At 68.2% G+C, this 17274-nt stretch carries 17 protein-coding genes; 12 read left to right on the forward strand and 5 right to left on the reverse strand.

Annotation, left to right across the window (positions count from 1 at the left end; translation table 11 throughout):
- From CLV01_RS12260 to CLV01_RS12300, 9 genes are all read left to right on the forward strand, one after another.
- Positions 1–1026, forward strand: coding sequence for a methionine synthase (locus tag CLV01_RS12260; protein WP_013803331.1), 1026 nt, complete (start codon positions 1–3; stop codon positions 1024–1026).
- A 267-nt stretch (positions 1027–1293) separates the two neighbouring features.
- Positions 1294–2496 (forward strand): substrate-binding domain-containing protein, encoded by a 1203-nt coding sequence (locus CLV01_RS12265; protein WP_099734194.1) that lies wholly within the window; start codon positions 1294–1296, stop codon positions 2494–2496.
- Positions 2497–2499: 3 nt separating this feature from the next.
- On the forward strand, positions 2500–3282 hold the full coding sequence (locus CLV01_RS12270) for an ABC transporter ATP-binding protein (RefSeq protein WP_099734193.1): 783 nt from the start codon (positions 2500–2502) through the stop codon (positions 3280–3282).
- The gene (locus CLV01_RS12275; protein WP_043823826.1) at positions 3279–4022 is read left to right on the forward strand and encodes a branched-chain amino acid ABC transporter ATP-binding protein; all 744 of its coding nucleotides are present in this window, start codon (positions 3279–3281) and stop codon (positions 4020–4022) included. The genes CLV01_RS12270 and CLV01_RS12275 overlap by 4 nt, the downstream gene beginning before the upstream one ends.
- The gene (locus CLV01_RS12280; protein WP_034391650.1) at positions 4019–5011 is read left to right on the forward strand and encodes a branched-chain amino acid ABC transporter permease; all 993 of its coding nucleotides are present in this window, start codon (positions 4019–4021) and stop codon (positions 5009–5011) included. Before CLV01_RS12275 ends, CLV01_RS12280 begins: the two co-directional genes overlap by 4 nt.
- Positions 5012–5024: 13 nt before the next feature.
- Positions 5025–6092, forward strand: coding sequence for a branched-chain amino acid ABC transporter permease (locus CLV01_RS12285; protein ID WP_099735169.1), 1068 nt, complete (start codon positions 5025–5027; stop codon positions 6090–6092).
- 52 nt (positions 6093–6144) lie between these two features.
- Positions 6145–8349 (forward strand): 3-hydroxybutyrate oligomer hydrolase family protein, encoded by a 2205-nt coding sequence (locus CLV01_RS12290; protein ID WP_099735168.1) that lies wholly within the window; start codon positions 6145–6147, stop codon positions 8347–8349.
- Positions 8350–8414: 65 nt separating this feature from the next.
- A complete protein-coding gene (locus CLV01_RS12295) occupies positions 8415–9323 on the forward strand; it encodes an alpha/beta fold hydrolase (RefSeq protein ID WP_099735167.1) in 909 nt (302 codons plus the stop codon).
- A 109-nt stretch (positions 9324–9432) separates the two neighbouring features.
- Entirely contained in the window at positions 9433–10428 is a 996-nt protein-coding gene (locus tag CLV01_RS12300; protein ID WP_012204475.1) for a rhodanese-like domain-containing protein, read from the forward strand.
- Between the two features lie 13 nt (positions 10429–10441).
- Here the strand turns inward: CLV01_RS12300 and CLV01_RS29075 are convergent, their stop codons facing one another.
- From CLV01_RS29075 to hemH, 4 genes are all read right to left on the reverse strand, one after another.
- Positions 10442–10615 (reverse strand): hypothetical protein, encoded by a 174-nt coding sequence (locus CLV01_RS29075; protein ID WP_012204476.1) that lies wholly within the window; start codon positions 10613–10615, stop codon positions 10442–10444.
- An 11-nt stretch (positions 10616–10626) separates the two neighbouring features.
- Complete coding sequence (locus CLV01_RS12305; protein WP_047218325.1) at positions 10627–11724, reverse strand: YeeE/YedE thiosulfate transporter family protein; 1098 nt, start codon at positions 11722–11724, stop codon at positions 10627–10629.
- 92 nt (positions 11725–11816) lie between these two features.
- Positions 11817–12791 (reverse strand): sulfurtransferase, encoded by a 975-nt coding sequence (locus tag CLV01_RS12310; RefSeq protein ID WP_099734192.1) that lies wholly within the window; start codon positions 12789–12791, stop codon positions 11817–11819.
- A gap of 146 nt (positions 12792–12937) precedes the next feature.
- Positions 12938–14035: a ferrochelatase gene (hemH, locus tag CLV01_RS12315; protein WP_099734191.1), complete on the reverse strand. Its 1098-nt coding sequence runs from the start codon at positions 14033–14035 to the stop codon at positions 12938–12940.
- 91 nt (positions 14036–14126) lie between these two features.
- On the opposite strand from hemH, the gene CLV01_RS12320 reads away from it, so the two are divergent.
- From CLV01_RS12320 to CLV01_RS12330, 3 genes are read left to right on the forward strand one after another with little or no spacing between them, the layout of a single operon-like run.
- A complete protein-coding gene (locus CLV01_RS12320; protein WP_099734190.1) occupies positions 14127–14897 on the forward strand; it encodes an HAD family hydrolase in 771 nt (256 codons plus the stop codon).
- 2 nt (positions 14898–14899) lie between these two features.
- The gene (locus CLV01_RS12325) at positions 14900–15760 is read left to right on the forward strand and encodes a DUF2189 domain-containing protein (RefSeq protein WP_373681084.1); all 861 of its coding nucleotides are present in this window, start codon (positions 14900–14902) and stop codon (positions 15758–15760) included.
- A 56-nt stretch (positions 15761–15816) separates the two neighbouring features.
- Positions 15817–16029, forward strand: coding sequence for a DUF2788 domain-containing protein (locus tag CLV01_RS12330; protein WP_012204482.1), 213 nt, complete (start codon positions 15817–15819; stop codon positions 16027–16029).
- Positions 16030–16203: 174 nt separating this feature from the next.
- Here CLV01_RS12330 and CLV01_RS12340 read toward each other — a convergent pair whose 3' ends face one another.
- A complete protein-coding gene (locus CLV01_RS12340; RefSeq protein WP_099734188.1) occupies positions 16204–17187 on the reverse strand; it encodes a tripartite tricarboxylate transporter substrate binding protein BugD in 984 nt (327 codons plus the stop codon).
- Between the last annotated feature and the right edge of the window lie 87 nt (positions 17188–17274).

Raw genomic sequence — 17274 nt, forward strand, 5'->3', positions numbered from 1 at the left:
ATGTTTGAAACCTCTATCGCCGGCAGCCTGCCCAAGCCAGCCTGGCTGGCCGAAACCAACAAGCTCTGGCCCCAGTGGCGGGCCGAGGGCGATGCGCTTCGCCAGGCCAAGGCCGATGCAACCCTGCTGTGGATCAAGGCCCAGGAAGATGCAGGCCTGGACATCGTGTGCGACGGCGAGCAGTCGCGCCAGCATTTCGTGCATGGCTTTCTGGAGCAGGTGGAGGGCATCGACTTCGACAACAAGGTGAAGATGGGCATCCGCGACAACCGCTACGACGCGATGGTGCCGCAGGTGGTTGCCGCCCTGCGCCTGAAGGGCCGCGTGCATGCCTTCGAGGCGCAACTGGCGCGTGCGCACACCAGGAAGAAGCTGAAGTTCACGCTGCCCGGCCCGATGACCATCGTCGATACCGTGGCGGACCGCTTCTATGGCGACAAGGTCAAGATGGCCTTTGCCTTTGCCGAGCTGCTCAACCAGGAGGCCCTGGCGCTGCAGGCCGACGGCGTGGACATCATCCAGTTCGACGAGCCCGCCTTCAATGTCTACATGAAGGATGCCGCCGACTGGGGCGTGCAGGCGCTGGAGCGCGCAGCGCAGGGCCTGACCTGCACGACGGCCGTGCATATCTGCTACGGCTACGGGATCAAGGCCAATACGGACTGGAAGAGCACGCTGGGCGAGGAATGGCGCCAGTACGAGACGGTGTTTCCCGCGCTGGCCAGGAGCCGCATCGACCAGGTGAGCCTGGAATGCATCCACTCCCACGTGCCGCCCGACCTGATGAGGCTGCTGGCCGGCAAGGACGTGATGGTCGGCGTGATCGATGTGGCCAGCGACGTGGTGGAGACACCCGAGGAAGTGGCGGACACCATCGGCCGGGCGCTGGAGTTCGTGCCGAAGGAGCGGCTGTTCCCCTGCACGAATTGCGGCCTGGCGCCCATGGGCCGGGACGTGGCGTGGCGCAAGCTGAAAGCGCTGGCAGAAGGCACGAAGCTGGCAAAGGAGCGGCTCGCCAAGGCCTGATGCCCTGCGTGGCCAAGCGCGGGGGAAGATGTCAGGGGTGCAAGGGGTGCCATGGGTTCATGGTTTGCCCTGTATCGGATTCAGGCAACTGTCTGAAGTCAAGACACTGAATCTGTTTAATGGTTGGGCACTCGCTGCCCGTGCTCTGCCCGCGCCTGCCATCGCGCCTGCTTGGCCTGCCTGGCCCTGCCTGGCACAAAGCATGCATGGTCCCTCCCCACAAAAGCAGCGGGCGCCAGCCCAGCCGCCAACCCAAGGAGACAAACCATGCAACGCCGCCCCTTCCTGCATTCCGCCCTCGCACTCTCCGCCATGGCCACCATGGCCGCTGCGGCTCCTGCCGCCATGGCCCAGCAGGGCGAGATCCGCATTGCCCACGTCTACAGCAAGACCGGCGCGCTGGAGGCCTATGGCAAGCAGACCCAGGCGGGGCTGCTGATGGGGCTGGAGTACGCCACGGGCGGCAGCATGGCGGTGAATGGCAAAAAGCTGGTGGTGATCGAGAAGGACGACCAGGGCAAGCCCGACCTGGGCAAGAGCCTGCTGGCCACGGCGTATTCCGATGACAAGGCCGATCTGGCCGTGGGGCCCACGTCGTCCGGCGTGGCGCTGGCCATGCTGCCCGTGGCCGAGGAGTACAAGAAGATTTTGCTGGTGGAGCCGGCCGTGGCCGATTCGATCACGGGCGACAAGTGGAACAAGTACATCTTCCGCACGGGCCGCAATTCCAGCCAGGACGCCATCAGCAATGCCGTGGCCATCGACAAGGCGGGCGTGACGATTGCCACGCTGGCCCAGGACAACGCCTTCGGCCGCGACGGGGTGAAGGCCTTCAAGGACGCCATCAAGAAGGGCAAGCTGGCGCATGAGGAGTACCTGCCCGCAGCCACCACGGATTTCACGGCAGGGGCGCAGCGGCTGATCGACAAGCTCAAGGACCAGCCGGGCAGGAAGATCATCTGGATCGTGTGGGCCGGGGCGGGCAATCCGTTCAAGATCGCGGACATGGATCTCAAGCGCTACGGGATCGAGATCGCCACGGGCGGCAACATCCTGCCCGCCATGGCGGCCTACAAGAATCTGCCGGGCATGGAGGGCGCCACGTACTACTACTACGGCATTCCCAAGAACCCGGTGAACGAGGCGCTGGTGTCCATGCACTACAAGCAGTACAAGACGCCGCCGGATTTCTTCACGGCCGGCGGTTTCTCCGCGGCCATGGCCATCGTGACGGCGCTCAAGAAGACAGGTGGAGACACCAAGACCAACGCGCTGATCAAGGCCATGGAGGGCATGAGCTTCGACACGCCCAAGGGCCAGATGACCTTCCGCAAGGAAGACCACCAGGCCCTGCAGAGCATGTACCACTTCAAGATCCGCGTGGACCCGGCGCTGGCCTGGGGCGTGCCCGAGCTGGTGCGCGAGATTAAGCCCGAGGAGATGCAGGTCCCCATCCGCAACGGCCGCTGAGCAATGTTGCGCACAGAGGATCTGACCATCCGCTTCGGGGGCCATGTGGCCGTCAACGGCGTGAGCTGCTCTTTCGAGCCGGGCACGCTGACGGCCATCGTGGGTCCCAACGGGGCGGGCAAGACCACGTATTTCAACCTGATCTCGGGGCAGCTCAAGGCCACGGCCGGGCGCGTGCTGCTGGGCGGGCGCGAGCTGACGGGGCTGGCCCCTTCGGCGCGCACGCGCGCCGGGCTGGGGCGGGCGTTCCAGCTCACCAATCTGTTCCCGCACCTGAGCGTGCTGGAGAACGTGCGCCTGGCCGTGCAGGCGCGTGACGAGGGGCCGCACCGGCGCGGCCTGAACCTGTGGAGCATCTGGAGCGACCACCGCGCGCTCACGCAGCGGGCGCTGCACATCCTCGACCAGGTGGCCCTGTCCGCCCGGCGCGACGAGGCCGTGGCCGCGCTGCCGCATGGCGACCAGCGCAAGCTGGAGGTGGCCTTGCTGATGGCGCTGGAACCCCAGGTCTATATGTTCGACGAGCCCACGGCGGGCATGAGCCATGACGAGGCGCCGGTGATCCTGGACCTGATACGCAAGCTCAAGCAGGACCGCAGCAAGATCATCCTGCTGGTGGAGCACAAGATGGATGTGGTGCGTGAGCTGGCCGACCGCATCATCGTGCTGACCAATGGCACGCTGGTGGCCGATGGGCCGCCGGCCGAGGTCATTGCCTCGCCTGTGGTGCAGCAGGCCTACCTGGGTGTGATGCCGGAGCAGGGCGCCGTGAAGGAGGCCGCATGACGCTCGACCACAGTTCCCACTCCAACCTGCTTGAGCTGTCGGGCGTGCACACACATATCGGGGCCTATCACATCCTGCATGGCGTGGACCTGGCCGTGCCGCGCGGGCAGCTGACCATGCTGCTGGGGCGCAACGGCGCGGGCAAGACGACCACGCTGCGCACCATCATGGGCCTGTGGCGAGCCAGCCAGGGGCGCATCGCATTTGGCGGGGCCGACATCACGGCCCTGCCCACGCCGGCGATCGCGCGGCTGAACATTGCCTATGTGCCCGAGAACATGGGCATCTTCGCGGACCTGACGGTGCAGGAAAACCTGCTGCTGGCCGCGCGCGGCGCCTCGCGCGCCGACCGCATGGACGCGCAGCGGCTGCAGTGGATCTTCGGCATGTTCCCGGCCGTGGAGAAGTTCTGGAACCACCCGGCCGGCAAGCTGTCGGGCGGGCAAAAGCAGATGGTGGCGGTGGCGCGCGCCATCGTGGAGCCGCGTGATCTGCTGATCGTGGACGAGCCCAGCAAGGGCCTGGCACCGGCCATCATCGAGAACATGATCGCGGCCTTCGCCCAGCTCAAGGCGGGCGGCACGACGATTGTGCTGGTGGAGCAGAACCTGGGCTTTGCGCGCCGCCTGGGCGACCGCGTGGCGGTGATGGACAACGGCCGCGTGGTGCATGCGGGCGGCATGGCCGAGTTCTCGGCAGACGCGGCGTTGCAGCAGTCGCTGCTGGGGCTTTCGCTATGAACAAGCTGAACAGGCTGGATGTGGATTTCAAGCCGCTGCTGCTGGTGCCGGTGCTGGCCCTGGTGGCGCTGCCGCTGGTGGGCTCGGCCTCGACCTGGCTGACGCTGACGGTGGCAGGGCTGGCCATGGGGATGATCGTGTTCATCATCGCCTCGGGGCTGACGCTGGTGTTCGGGCTGATGGACGTGCTGAACTTCGGCCACGGCGTGTTCATCGCGCTGGGTGCCTTCGTGGCCACCAGCGTGCTGGGTGCCATGGGCGACTGGACGGGGTCCGAGCAGCTGTGGCGCAACCTGCTGGCCGTGCTGCCGGCGATGGTGGTGGCCATGCTGGTGGCGGGCGCCATCGGGCTGGCGTTCGAGCGCTTCATCGTGCGGCCCGTGTACGGCCAGCATCTCAAGCAGATCCTGATCACCATGGGCGGCATGATCATCGGCGAGGAACTGATCAAGCTCATCTGGGGCCCGCAGCAGATTCCGCTGCCGCTGCCCCAGGGCATGAAGGGCGCCTGGCTGCTGGGCGATGCCGCCGTGGAGAAGTACCGCGTGGTGGCCGTGCTGGTGGGGCTGGCGGTGTTTGCCCTGCTGGCCTGGACGCTGTCGCGCACCAAGATCGGCCTGCTGATCCGCGCGGGCGTGCAGGACCGCGAGATGGTGGAGGCCCTGGGCTACCGCGTGCGCCGCCTGTTCGTGGGCGTGTTCGTGGCGGGCTCGGCCCTGGCCGGGCTGGGCGGGGTGATGTGGGGCATGTACCAGCAGAGCGTGGTGCCGCAGATGGGGGCGCAGGTGAATGTGCTGATCTTCATCGTGATCATCATCGGCGGGCTGGGCAGCACGGGCGGGGCGCTGATCGGCGCGCTGCTGGTGGGGCTGATGGCCAACTACACGGGGTTCCTGGTGCCCAAGGTGGCGCTGTTTTCCAACATTGCGTTGATGGTGGCCATCCTGCTGTGGCGCCCGCAGGGCGTGTACCCGGTGGCCAACCGCTGAAGGAGTGATCGACATGCTCAACCGATTGCTTTCCGGCGACCTGCCGCGCAGCCGCGTGCTGGCGGTGCTGCTGCTGTTGATTTTCCTGGGGCTGGCGGCGGCGCCCTTCGTGTTCCCTGGCGTGAAGGCGCTGAACGTGGCGGCCAAGGTGCTGATCTTCGTTGTGCTGGTGGCCAGCTTCGATCTGATGCTGGGTTACACCGGCATCGTGAGCTTTGCGCACACCATGTTCTTCGGCATTGGCGCCTATGGCGTGGCGATTGCATCGTCGCGCATGGGCGCGGGCTGGGGTGCGCTGGCGCTGGGCCTGGCCGCGGCGCTGCTGGTGTCGCTGCTGCTGTCGCTGGCCATCGGCCTGTTCTCGCTGCGGGTGCGGGCCATCTTCTTTGCCATGATCACGCTGGCCGTGGCGGCGGCGTTCCAGACGCTGGCCTCGCAGCTGTCGGAATGGACGGGCGGGGAAGACGGGCTGAGCTTCAAGCTGCCCGAGTGGCTGTCGCCCAGCTTCGAGCCGTTCGAGAACGAGGTGCTGGGCGTGCTGATCGACGGGCGCATCATCACCTACTACCTGCTGTTCGTGCTGGCCGTGGTGCTGGTGCTGGCGCTGCTGCGCATCGTCAATTCCCCGTTTGGCCGCGTGCTGCAGGCCATCCGCGAGAACGAGTTCCGTGCCGAGGCCATCGGCTACCGCGTGGTGGTGTACCGCACCCTCTCCAGCGTGCTGTCGGCCCTGTTCGCCTGTATGGCCGGTGCCATGCTGGCGCTGTGGCTGCGTTATAACGGGCCAGATACCTCGCTGTCGTTCGAGATCATGATGGACTGCCTGCTGATCGTGGTGATCGGCGGCATGGGCACCATCTATGGTGCGGCGATCGGCTCGGTGCTGTTCCTCATCGCCCAGAGCTATCTGCAGGACCTGCTGCGCGTGGCCAGCGAGGCCGCGCACAGCCTGCCCTGGCTGGCCGCGCTGCTGTCTCCCGACCGCTGGCTGCTGTGGCTGGGCGTGCTGTTTGTGTTGTCGGTCTACTATTTCCCCACGGGCGTCGTGGGGCGTCTGCGTTCTTCCCGCGCCGGGGCCTGACCAGGGCCCCTGGCGCATTCGTGCATCAGAGAACTACCACAAGGAGATGGGCATGTTGAAGCGTGAAGAGATGGTGTCGTCGATTCCTGCAACCCCCTGGCGCTGGGCCTTCACGGCGCTGGCGGCGGCCGCGCTGGCGGCCTGCGGCAGCGGCGAGCATGAACCCAGCAACGATCTGCCCAAGGGCTTTACCGAGCTGGGCGCCACGGTGTATCCGGCCACGGCCACCGGCACGGGCGCCACGGCGGCCACGCAGGACTTGCTGACGGGCGGCCTGGGCAAGACGGGCCTGGGCGCCGCAGCCGCGCCCCTGTACGCGGACCCTGCCAATCCCACGGCGGCGGAGCTGCGGCGCAATGCGCTGTACTCCAACTACCGGGGCATCCTGGACCCCACGGCAGGCGGCGGCTACGGCACGCTGTACGGCCCCAACATCACGGCAGACGGGCAGGTGACCACGGGCGAAGGGCTGATCCCCGGGCGCGAGTACCTGGCCGTGCTGGACGACGGCACGGGCCGCAAGCAGACCATGGTGGCCGTGCAGGTGCCGGACAGTTTTGACCGCAACCGGCCTTGCATCGTGCTGGGCCCGTCCTCTGGCTCGCGCGGCGTGTATGGCGCCATCGGCACGGCGGGCGAGTGGGGCCTGAAGAAGGGCTGCGCCGTGGCGCTGACCGATGCGGGCAAGGGCGTGGGCCTGCACAACCTGAGCGACGACACCGTCAACAAGTTGGACGGCACGCGCGCCACGCGTACGGATGCCGGCAGCCTGTCCTTCTTTGCCGCACGGCTGACCGATGCGGCGCGCGCCGCCTACAACGCGGCGTTTCCCAACCGCATTGCCATCAAGCACGCGCATTCCCAGCAGAACCCTGAAAAGGACTGGGGCAACGACACGCTGGCCGCGGCCCGCTATGCGCTGTACGTGCTCAATGCCCGCTATGGCACCACGCAGGACCCCGTGCCCTTCGGCAAGGACAACACGCTGGTGCTGGCGGGCTCGGCCTCCAACGGCGGCGCGGCCGTGCTGCGTGCGGCCGAGCTGGATGCGGACGGCCTGATCGACGGCGTGGTGGCCTCCGAACCCGTGACCGAGATGCCCACGCGCCAGGGCTACACCATTGCCGTGGGCAATGCGACCATGCCCAACCCGGGCCGCACGCTGGCCGAGTACACCACCTACGGCAACATCTACCAGCCCTGCGCGGCGCTGGCGCCCGATGCGGCGCTGACCGAAACATCCATCTTCAACTACATAGGCCTCACCGCCATGACGGCGCGGGCCGAGGCACGCTGCACCAGCCTGGCCGCCAAGGGCCTGGTCATCGGCGCCACCACGGCCGACCGCGCCGCCAATGCACTGAGCAAGCTGCGCCTGTACGGCTGGACGCGTGACCACGACCGCATGCACAACGCCCACTACGCGCTGGGCAACGGCCCCATCCTGTCAGCCATGTACACCATGGCCTATGGCCGGTTTGGCGTGGATGCCAACCTGTGCCGCACCAGCTTTGCGGCCGCCAATGCCACGGGCGACGTGGTGCCCGCCACGGGGGCTGCGCTGGCCCAGAGCTTTGCCACGGCCAATGGCACGGCCAACGGCACGCCCGCCACGGTGGTCTACAACGACTCGGTGGGCGGGGCCAAGGCCTGGCAGTTTGCCGTGTCGCCCTCCACGCGCGTGGCCGACCTGGGCCTGGACAACGCGCTGTGCCAGCACGCGCTGGTGACGGGCTTCGATCCGGTGACCGGCTTCAATCTCTCCGAAAGCAGCGTGCCCACGCGTGCCCAGAGCGACGCCGTGCGCGCCGGCATCAACGAGGTGCTGCACACCGCCAAGCTGCGCGGCAAGCCCACCATCATCGTGGCGGGCCGCAGCGATGCGCTGGTGCCGGTCAACCACAATGCGCGCGCCTACACGGTGCTCAACCGGGGGCTGGACGGCAGCAACACGCGGCTGCGCTATATCGAGGTGGTGAATGCCCAGCACTTCGATGCCTTCCTGCCGTTCTCCGGCTTCGACACGCGCTTCGTGCCGCTGCATCCGTACTTCAACCAGGCCATGGATGCCGTGTGGGCCAACCTGCGCAGCAGCACCGCGCTGCCCGCCAGCCAGGTGGTGCGCACCACACCGCGCGGCGGCCAGCCGGGCGCGGCGCCCGCCATCACGGCGGCCCAGGTGCCGCCCTTCGTGGCGCGGCCCAGCACGGCCAACACCATCGAGGTCAGCGACGGGCTGATCCGCATTCCTGAGTGAGCCAGGCCCTGGAGCGGCCGGCGGCCAAGGCGGCCGGCCGCTCCTGCACCGCAGAGATTTCTCCCATGGCTTCCAAAGCATCTTCCTCATCCGCGCCCGTACCCGCTTCCTGCTACACGCAATGCGCGGGCTACGAGATCCACTACATGGACTGGCAGCCCGCGCCCGATGTGGCGCCAGCGGGCACCGTCGTCGCCTGGCACGGGCTGGCACGCACGGGGCGTGATATGGATGCACTGGCGCAGTTCCTGGCAGGCCAGGGCTGGCGCGTGATCTGCCCCGACACGCTGGGCCGGGGCCTGAGCCAGTGGAGCCGCGCGCCGCGCGAGGAATACCGGCTGGGCTTCTACGCCCGCATTGCGCGCGGGCTGTTCGATGCGCTGGGGCTGGAGCGCGCGCATTGGGTGGGCACGTCCATGGGCGGGGCGATCGGCACGGTCTGCGCCTCGGGCCTGTTCGAGCCGTCGCTGCGCGCACGCATTGCGACGCTGGTGCTCAATGACAATGCGCCGCAGCTGGCCGAGTCGGCGCTGGCGCGCATCAAGGCCTATGCGGGCGAGCCGCCGGCCTTCGACACCGTGGGCGAGCTGGAGGCGTTCTTTCGCCAGGCCTACCGGCCCTACGGCTGGCTCAGCGACTCCGAGTGGCGCAAGCTCACCGAGACCAGCGTGCGCCGCCTGCCCGATGGGCGCGTCACGCCGCACTACGACCCGGCCATGATCGAGCAGTTCACGGCCCATGACGACGACTACGGCATCTGGCCGCACTACGACGCCCTGCAGATTCCCGTGCTGCTGCTGCGGGGCGTGGACTCGGACCTGGTGCTGCCCGAGGTGGCCCGGGAAATGACCGCGCGCGGCCCCGGCGCGCGCGGCCTGCTGCACTGGCAGGAGGTGCCCGGCTGCGGCCATGCGCCGGCGCTGAACGTGCCCGCGCACTGGCAATGGGTGCTGGAGCATCTGCAGCGCGGCTGAGCATCAACCCGGGCCGGGCGCGGATGTTGCTGCCGCGCTAGCATTTGCGACGGGTGCAGCCTCGCCTTCTTTTCGGGCGCGGGCACCGTCTGGGCAAGAGAGGCCTGACATGGGTTTTCTGGTGGAGCTGATCCGCGAGTACGGCTTCGGCATCGTCTTTCTCAATGTGTTCGTCGAGCAGCTGGGTGCGCCGATTCCGGCCTACCCGGTGCTTGTCGTGACCGGCGCGCTGGAAGGCGCTGACTGGGTGCGCCTGCTGTGGCTGGTGGCCGTAGCCGTGAGCGCGGCGCTGATTGCCGACCTGTTCTGGTACCAAGCCGGCAAGGCCTACGGCCACCGTGTGCTGGGGCGCATCTGCCGCATCTCGCTGTCGCCCGATGCCTGCATCCGCCAGACCGAGACCGTCTACGGCCGCTGGGGTGCAAGGTCGCTGCTGGTGGCCAAGTTCGTGCCGGGGTTTGCCTCCATCGCCAGCGCGCTGGCCGGCGTGATGGGCACGCCGCTGCGCAGCTTCGTGCTGTATGACGGGCTGGGCGCGCTGATCTGGGTGGGCTCGGCCGTGTACCTGGGCTCGCTGTTCAGCTCCACGGTGGAAGACCTGCTGGGCGTGCTCACGGCGCTGGGCCAGTGGGGCCTGTTGCTGCTGGGCGTGGCGCTGGGGCTGTTCATCGTGCGCAAGTGGTGGCAGCGCCATCGCATGGTGCGTTCATTGCGCATGCCGCGCATGTCGGTGCGCGAACTGGCGGGCCTGCATGCCCAGGGCATGGAGCCCACGGTGATCGATGTGCGCGCTCTGCCGCAGTACCGCCAGGGCCATATCCCCGGCGCCCAGTCCTGGGAGCTGCGCCCGCGCGATGGCGGCGAGTCGCATGCGCACCTGCTGCCCCAGCACGACCATCCTCACGGGCTGGTGATCTACTGCGACTGCCCCAACGAGATATCCGCCGCCCGCCTGGCGCGCCAGCTGCAGCGCGCCGGCTTTGCCAACGTGCGCCCGTTGGTGGGCGGCCTCAAGGCCTGGCAGGCGGCTGGCTTCGACGTGGAAACCGCGCCGCTGCCCGTGACGGCCAGCGCGGACGAGGGGCCGGCGCCCAGCGTGCCCTGACCTTGACCTTGGCCTATTTGCCCGCCGGCATCGAGCAGTGCCCGCCTTGCGTGGCCTTGCCCGAGCCGGCCGCGATCAGCGGTGCCTCGAAGCGCAGGTCCACGGGCGGCGAGTGCAGGTGGTCCCAGGCCAGGAAGAGGACGAGCACGGCCCAGAAGACCGCGCGCAGGGTGTTTTGCTGTGTCATGGCAGGTCCTCTCAGAAATTGAAGTGGCGACGGATGCGCAGGCCGAAGATGGTGCCGGCAAAGGCCAGCGGCACCCAGATCCAGCCGTGGATGCTGCCCGTGGAGATGCCCGAGAGCATGGCGCCCACGTTGCAGCCGAAGGCCAGGCGCGAGCTGTAGCCCAGCACCAGGCCGGCCACCAGGGCCACCATCCATTGCGTGCCCGTGAGCGGCTTGGCATTGACGGGCTTGGCGGCGGCCACCCACAGGGCGCCGCCCAGGATGCCGATGTTGGTGATGCTGGTCACGTCCAGCAGAACGGTCTCGTGCAGGCGCGCGGCGTTGCCGGGCTGGCTCCAGAACCAGTTGCCGGCCAGGTCCACGGCGCCTGTGGCGTTGGCGATCTTGGCGGCCCACAGGCCGAAGCCGTAGACCACGCCCCAGGGCTGGCCCGCAATGACGAGGTTGAGCGTGGCCAGCACGGCCAGCAGCACCGCGCCCACCACCCACTTGCGCACGAACAGCGGCTTGGCCGGGCGCTTGAGCGCCACATTGGCGCCACGCACATACCAGGCCACGCCCAGCGCGACCACGGCCAGCGCCGCCAGCGTGGCCAGCAGGGCAGGGGCCCAGCCCCAGGCCGTGACCAGGCCCACGGGCTGGGTGTTGCCCAGGTCCAGCCACCAGCCCAGGTGCAGGCTGCCCAGGAAGCTGCCGATGGCAAACACGGGCAGGATGGCCGCATTCATGGGAATGCCCATGCCGGCCTTGTACAGCGTGCCGCTGCCGCAGCCGTCCGCGATCTGCATGCACAGGCCGAAGACGAAGGCGCCCACCAGCAGGCTGATGCTGGGCGGGCCCAGGGCGGCCGTGAGTTCGGGATAGTGGCCCAGCAGCGGCATGGCCAGCGCGGCGGCCAGCGCCAGCAGCAGCAACTGGCCGAAGACGCCGCTGGCGTCCTTGTCCTCGATCAGCATGCGCCAGCCCGTGGTGAAGCCGAAGCGCTTGCCGGCCAGCACCGCGCCCAGGCCCAGGCCCACGGCGAACAGCGCGGCCTGGCGCACCGAGACGCTCCACAGCAGCCAGCCAAAGAAAACGGCCAGGATGGCCGCAAGAGGAAGTCGTTTCATATCATTTTTCTCCATGCAGTCGCCCTCCCCCGCGAAGCGGGTAGAGAGGCGCCGTGCCACGGGGGAAGGCGCGTAAGCGCCTCAGGGGGTGTTTATTTGAACTTTTTTTCCCACCACTGCTTGGCGTCGTAGGCCAGGGATTCGGCGCGGCCGGGCTGGTTGGCCATGGGCGGCGCATCGGCCTGCTGCGTCCAGTCCACCATGGAGCCCGCATACAGCTTGACGCCCGGCAGGCCTGCGACTTCGGACAGGCCGAACCAGTCGGTGGCTGCCCAGTGGCCGGTGTTGCAGAAGGCCACCATGTCCTGGCCCTGCTCGCGCTTGACCTTGGCCGCAATCTGCTTGGCCGTGGCCGTATCGACAAAGGTGGAAGTGCCGGGCACGAACCACTGGTTGAAGTCCAGCTGCTGCGCGCCGGGCAGGGTGCCCGAGATCTTGGCGGCGGGGGCGCGCGTCTTGCCCTGGTAGAAGGCGTCGGGGCGCGAGTCCACCAGGGCCGCGTTGCTGAGCTTGACGTGCTGGCCCACGTCCTCGCGCGTGGCGATCAGGCTGGTGTCGAGCTGGGGCTGGTAGCTGCTGCGGGCCACTTTGACGGCCTCGTTGTCCTGCGGGAGCTTTTGCTCGTTCCAGGCCTTCATGCCGCCGTTGAGCACGGACAGCTCCTTGAGGCCCAGCAGCTTGAGTGTCCAGTACACGCGCGCTGCGGCGCCGAAGTCGGTGGCGTCCGCACCCGACGAGACCACGATGGCGTGGGTGGCCGGCGTCAGCCCCAGGGACTGCACGAGTTCGGTGAGCTTGGGCAGCTCGGGCAGCTCACCGGGGTTGGCGGCGGGGCCGCGCCATTTGCCGTAGGGAGCGTTGAGCGCGCCTGGGATATGGCGCTCGCCATAGGCCTTGGGATCGCGGATGTCGATGATGCGCACGGCGTCCTGGCCGGCGGCTGCCTGCACGCCGGCAGGGGTGAGCAGGGGTTCGGCGGCGTGGGCCGTGCCGAAGGCGGTGCAGGCAAGGCCCAGCGCCAGCAGCGGGGCCGCCAGGCGCAGAGCGGGGGAAAAGGTCTTGGTCATGATGGCTGGGGCCGGTCATGGAAGACCGGCGGAACAAGCAACTGGAGTGCAATTGTCCCGCTTGCAGCATCTATATACAAAGACGCTTATGCATTCTGCTCATGAGGCAGGGTTATATGGCGCGGCGCAGAAGATGCAGAACGGCCTCAGCGCTGTGCGCCCACGGCCTTGGCGCGTTCCAGGCTGGCGTCCAGTTCGGCCTGCGGCGCCTTCTGCGTGGGCCAGCCCTGCATATGCTGCTGGGCGATGCGGCTCAGCGCCGTGATCCAGGGCGCGCTGTCGTTGAGGCAGGCAATGAACTCGAACTGCTCGCCACCGGCATGCATGAAGGCCTCGCGCGCTTCCTGGCTGATTTCCTCCAGCGTTTCCAGGCAGTCGCTGGTGAAGCCGGGGCAGACCACGTCCACCCGTTTGGTGCCGCTGCGTGCCAACTCGATCAGCGAAGGCTCGGTATAGGGCTCCAGCCATTTGGCCTTGCCAAAGCGCGACTGGAAGGTCACCAGGTATTGCGAGGGCGACAGGCCCAGGCGCTCGGCCAGCAGGCGTGCGGTCTTGCGCGATTCGCAGTGGTAGGGGTCGCCCAGGTGCAGCGTGCGCTCGGGCACGCCGTGAAAGCTCATGACCAGTTTCTCGCCACGGCCGTTGCTGCGCCAATGGGCCTCGATGCGCTGGGCCAGCGCGTCGATGTAGGCGGCGTCGTCGTGGTAGCGGTTGACGAAGCGCAGCTCGGGAATATGGCGCTGGGTGCGGGCCCAGTCGTAGACCGCGTCGAACACGCTGGCCGTGGTCGTGCCCGAGTACTGCGGGTACAGCGGCAGGATGAGGATGCGCGTGGCGCCCTCGGCCTTGAGGGCATCGAGCATGCTGGGGATGGACGGGTTGCCGTAGCGCATGGCATGGCGCACCAGCACGTTGTGCCCGGCCTCGCCCAGCCAGCCGCGCAGCAGCAGGGCCTGGCGCGCGCTCCAGTGCTGCAGGGGGGAGCCGTCCTTCTCATGCCAGACGGTGGCGTACTTGGCCGCCGACTTGGCCGGCCGCGTGCGCAGGATGATGCCGTGCAGGATGGGCAGCCAGGCAATCCTGGGGATCTCGACCACGCGGTCGTCGCCCAGGAACTGCGCCAGGTAGCGGCGCACGGCCGGGGCCGTGGGCGCATCGGGCGTTCCAAGGTTGCACAGCAGCACGGCGGTGCGCTGGGGTTGGTCGTGGCGGAATGGAGGTTCTGGCGCGAAGCGGGAAGGCATGGGGCCGATTGTGGCAGGACGGAGCCGCCTGCCACGCGAGTCGGATGACCCGGCTGCTGCCGGCGACGGCGGCCTTCGCTATGCTCGAACCATGTCCCAAGCCACCATCGCCCCCCTCGCCGAATCCTCTCTTGCCCCTGCATTGGCCGCATTGCAGCAGCTGCGCCGCAGCGGCCGCATCCGCGCCATTTCCATCGACCTGGACGACACGCTGTGGCCCGTATGGCCCGCCATCTCGCGCGCCGAACAGGTGCTGCTGGACTGGCTGCACGCCCATGCGCCCACCACGGCCGCAGCGCTGCGCGACGTGGCCACCCTGCGCGCCATCCGCGTGCAGATCGAGCGTGACCGCCCGGACCTTGCCCACGACCTGAGCGGCCTGCGCCGCGAGTCCATCCGCCTGGCGCTGCAGCGCAATGGCGACGATGGCGGCCTGGCGGAAACGGCCTTCGATATCTTCTTTGCCGAGCGCCAGCGGGTGGACCTGTACGAGGACGCGCTGCCCGCCCTGCAGTTCCTGGCCGCGCGCTGGCCCGTGGTGGCGCTGAGCAACGGCAACGCCAGCGTGCACGTGGTGGGCATCGGCGAGCATTTCCATGCCGCGCTGAGCGCCACCAAGGCCGGCATGGCCAAGCCCGATGTGCGCTTTTTCCACGCGGCAGCGGCGGCGGCAGGCGTGGCGCCTGACGAGGTGCTGCACATTGGCGACGACGCGCGGCTCGATGCGCTGGGCGCCATGGATGCGGGTATGCACGCAGTCTGGCTCAACCGCACGGGCGTAGCATGGCCTCACGAGGGGTCCACGCCCCACGTCACGGTGGCCAGCCTTGCGCAGTTGTGCCAGGGGCTGGCTGACAGCTGACCCTGCCTGCCCGCGAAGCCGCGCCATGCCATGCCCACCAGCCACAGCACCGCTTTCTTCCACCCCCCGTCCTCCCCGCCGTGCGCAGCATCGGCTGGAAACACCCCCTGAGCTGGCTGGCGCGTGGCGCGCGCGACATGGCCAGGGCGCCCTCGCTGAGCCTGGCACATGGCCTGGTCTTGACCTTGATCGGGTTTTTGATCTTGACGCTGGGGCACAATCGCTTTTGGCTGATGGCCGGGGCCCTGTCGGGATTCCTGATCGTCGGCCCTGTCGTGGCAACCAGCCTCTACGCCATCAGCCGTGCGCTGGAGCGCGGCGAGGCTGCCGATCTGTCCCTGGTGCGGCGCACCTGGACGCGCTGGCAAAACTGCCATGTCGCCAAGGCCGATGGGCAGGGCGGCTACTGGTGCCTGGTGCAGTTCGGGCTGCTGCTGTCGCTGGCGGCCACGGGCTGGGTGCTGGTGTCGGCCTCGCTGATCACCGTGCTCTCACCCGTGCGCATCGCCACCCCGGCGGATTTCGTGCAGCACGTGGTGCTGGCCCGCGACGGGCAGTTGTTTGCGATATGGCTGGCGCTGGGCAGTTTTCTGGCAGCGCCTATTTTTGCGTCCAGCGTGGTGGCCATGCCGCTGATGCTGGACAGGCGGGTGACGGTGCGCCAGGCCGTGCTGACCAGTTGGTTGGCCGTGCTGGCCAACCCTGTGCCTCTGGCACTGTGGGCCGCCCTCATTGTGTTGTTGACCCTGCTGGGCCTGGGCAGCTGGCTGCTGGGACTGGTGGCCGTGATGCCCCTGCTGGGGCACGCGAGCTGGCACGCGTACCGCGATCTGGTCGATGCGTCGGCCTTTCCGGCGCGTTGAGCCGGGCGGGCCCGGACCGGCCGGGCCTGCAGGGGAGGATGTAGGACGGTGTTGTCGTGATATTCGGGTATACAGAAGAACAGATCGCCCATTTCTTCCTCACCTATGGCGTGGGGGCCTTCATCCTCTTCATGGTGTTCATCATCCTGCAGCTGGCGCGCCAGTCCAAGGCAGGAAAGTTCGGCACCTTCGTGATCTTCCTGGGCCTGGGCGTGGGCTTTGTGGGCTACATCGCCAAGATCGTCATCCAGTGGTGGATGGAAAAATGATCGTCACCCCCTGAGCCGCTGCGCGGCTTCCCCCTCTCTCGCTTCGCGGGAGGGGGACGACACCCTCGCGGCGGGGCGGCCCTTGCTCGGTGTCCCAGGCTTTGGGCTGCGTCGGGTTTTTGTGCCCTGCTCAGCGCGCCTATCTTCCTGGCCTGCCTGCTCCTTGCTGCGCCTCTATTCCGCCTTGGCCCCCGCAGCCTTGATCACCGGGTCCCAGCGCTTGATTTCGGCAGCCGTGTGCTTGCGCAGGGCGTCGGGGGTGAGGCGGTCTGCGGGCGGGATGATGACGCTCATGTCCGTGAAGCGCTTGACCAGGGCGGGCTCGGACAGGGCGGTGCGCAGGGATTTGTTGAGGCGCTCGATGACGGCCTGGGGCGTGCCTCGCGGGGCGTAGAGGCCGTGCCATACGGCAAGCTCGAAGCCGGGCTGGCCGGCCTGCGCGAAGGTGGGCACATCGGGCAGGGAGGGAAGGCGTTCGCGCGTGGCGACGGCGTAGCCCTTGAGCATGCCCGCCTGTATGTGCGGGCCGGTGGCCACGGGCTGGTCGCAGATGACATCGACATTGCCTGCCACCAGGTCCTGCAGGGCCGGGCCCGTGCCACGGTAGGGCACCAGGGTGGCCTCGGTGCCGGTGGTCTGCAGCAGCAGCATGGCGCACAGGTGGGAGGTGGCGCCTACGCCGGCATGCGAGAAGCGCACTTCGCCCGGTTTGGCCTTCATGTGGGCGATGAAGTCCGCCAGCGTGGCGGGCGCAAAGCCTTTGCTGCGCACCAGGATCATGGGTACGTCGCCGGCCAGCGCGATGGGTTCCAGGTCGCGCCTCACATCGAAAGCCAGCTTGCTGTAGAGCGCGGGTGCCGTGGCAATGCCCATGTTGTGCAACAGCAGGGTGTGGCCGTCGGCCTGGGCGCGTGTGACGCGGCTGGTGCCGATGGTGCCACCGGCGCCGCCCAGGTTCTCGACGATGACCTGCTGGCCCAGGTCGCGCGTCATGGCCTCGGCCAGCACGCGGGCCAGCACGTCGGTGGAGCCTCCGGCCGCGTAGGGAACGACGATGGTGACGGGCTTGTTGGGGAAGGCCTGGGCGGCAAGGCTGGCTGCTGCCAGCGCGGCGGCGAGAAGGGTCTGGGCGAGAGGATTGCTGATGAGGGGGCGCATGGGTTTGTCTCCTGGAGGCGCGTGCAGGGGCCGCCGGCTCTGTGCGGCCGGTTGTCGGTGGCGTGTTTGGTGGCGTGAGGCAGGAAG

Origin of the sequence: Delftia sp. 60 (assembly GCF_002754395.1) — a bacterium.
Taxonomy (GTDB): Bacteria; Pseudomonadota; Gammaproteobacteria; order Burkholderiales; family Burkholderiaceae_C; genus Comamonas; species Comamonas acidovorans.

What these genes read in the sequence shown, in the direction of transcription:
- CLV01_RS12260 (WP_013803331.1), top strand. Translation starts at nt 1, where the DNA reads ATGTTTGAAACCTCTATCGCCGGCAGCCTGCCCAAGCCAGCCTGGCTG.
- CLV01_RS12265 (WP_099734194.1), top strand. Translation starts at nt 1,294, where the DNA reads ATGCAACGCCGCCCCTTCCTGCATTCCGCCCTCGCACTCTCCGCCATG.
- CLV01_RS12270 (WP_099734193.1), top strand. Translation starts at nt 2,500, where the DNA reads ATGTTGCGCACAGAGGATCTGACCATCCGCTTCGGGGGCCATGTGGCC.
- CLV01_RS12275 (WP_043823826.1), top strand. Translation starts at nt 3,279, where the DNA reads ATGACGCTCGACCACAGTTCCCACTCCAACCTGCTTGAGCTGTCGGGC.
- CLV01_RS12280 (WP_034391650.1), top strand. Translation starts at nt 4,019, where the DNA reads ATGAACAAGCTGAACAGGCTGGATGTGGATTTCAAGCCGCTGCTGCTG.
- CLV01_RS12285 (WP_099735169.1), top strand. Translation starts at nt 5,025, where the DNA reads ATGCTCAACCGATTGCTTTCCGGCGACCTGCCGCGCAGCCGCGTGCTG.
- CLV01_RS12290 (WP_099735168.1), top strand. Translation starts at nt 6,145, where the DNA reads ATGTTGAAGCGTGAAGAGATGGTGTCGTCGATTCCTGCAACCCCCTGG.
- CLV01_RS12295 (WP_099735167.1), top strand. Translation starts at nt 8,415, where the DNA reads ATGGCTTCCAAAGCATCTTCCTCATCCGCGCCCGTACCCGCTTCCTGC.
- CLV01_RS12300 (WP_012204475.1), top strand. Translation starts at nt 9,433, where the DNA reads ATGGGTTTTCTGGTGGAGCTGATCCGCGAGTACGGCTTCGGCATCGTC.
- CLV01_RS29075 (WP_012204476.1), bottom strand. Translation starts at nt 10,615, where the DNA reads ATGACACAGCAAAACACCCTGCGCGCGGTCTTCTGGGCCGTGCTCGTC.
- CLV01_RS12305 (WP_047218325.1), bottom strand. Translation starts at nt 11,724, where the DNA reads ATGAAACGACTTCCTCTTGCGGCCATCCTGGCCGTTTTCTTTGGCTGG.
- CLV01_RS12310 (WP_099734192.1), bottom strand. Translation starts at nt 12,791, where the DNA reads ATGACCAAGACCTTTTCCCCCGCTCTGCGCCTGGCGGCCCCGCTGCTG.
- hemH (WP_099734191.1), bottom strand. Translation starts at nt 14,035, where the DNA reads ATGCCTTCCCGCTTCGCGCCAGAACCTCCATTCCGCCACGACCAACCC.
- CLV01_RS12320 (WP_099734190.1), top strand. Translation starts at nt 14,127, where the DNA reads ATGTCCCAAGCCACCATCGCCCCCCTCGCCGAATCCTCTCTTGCCCCT.
- CLV01_RS12340 (WP_099734188.1), bottom strand. Translation starts at nt 17,187, where the DNA reads ATGCGCCCCCTCATCAGCAATCCTCTCGCCCAGACCCTTCTCGCCGCC.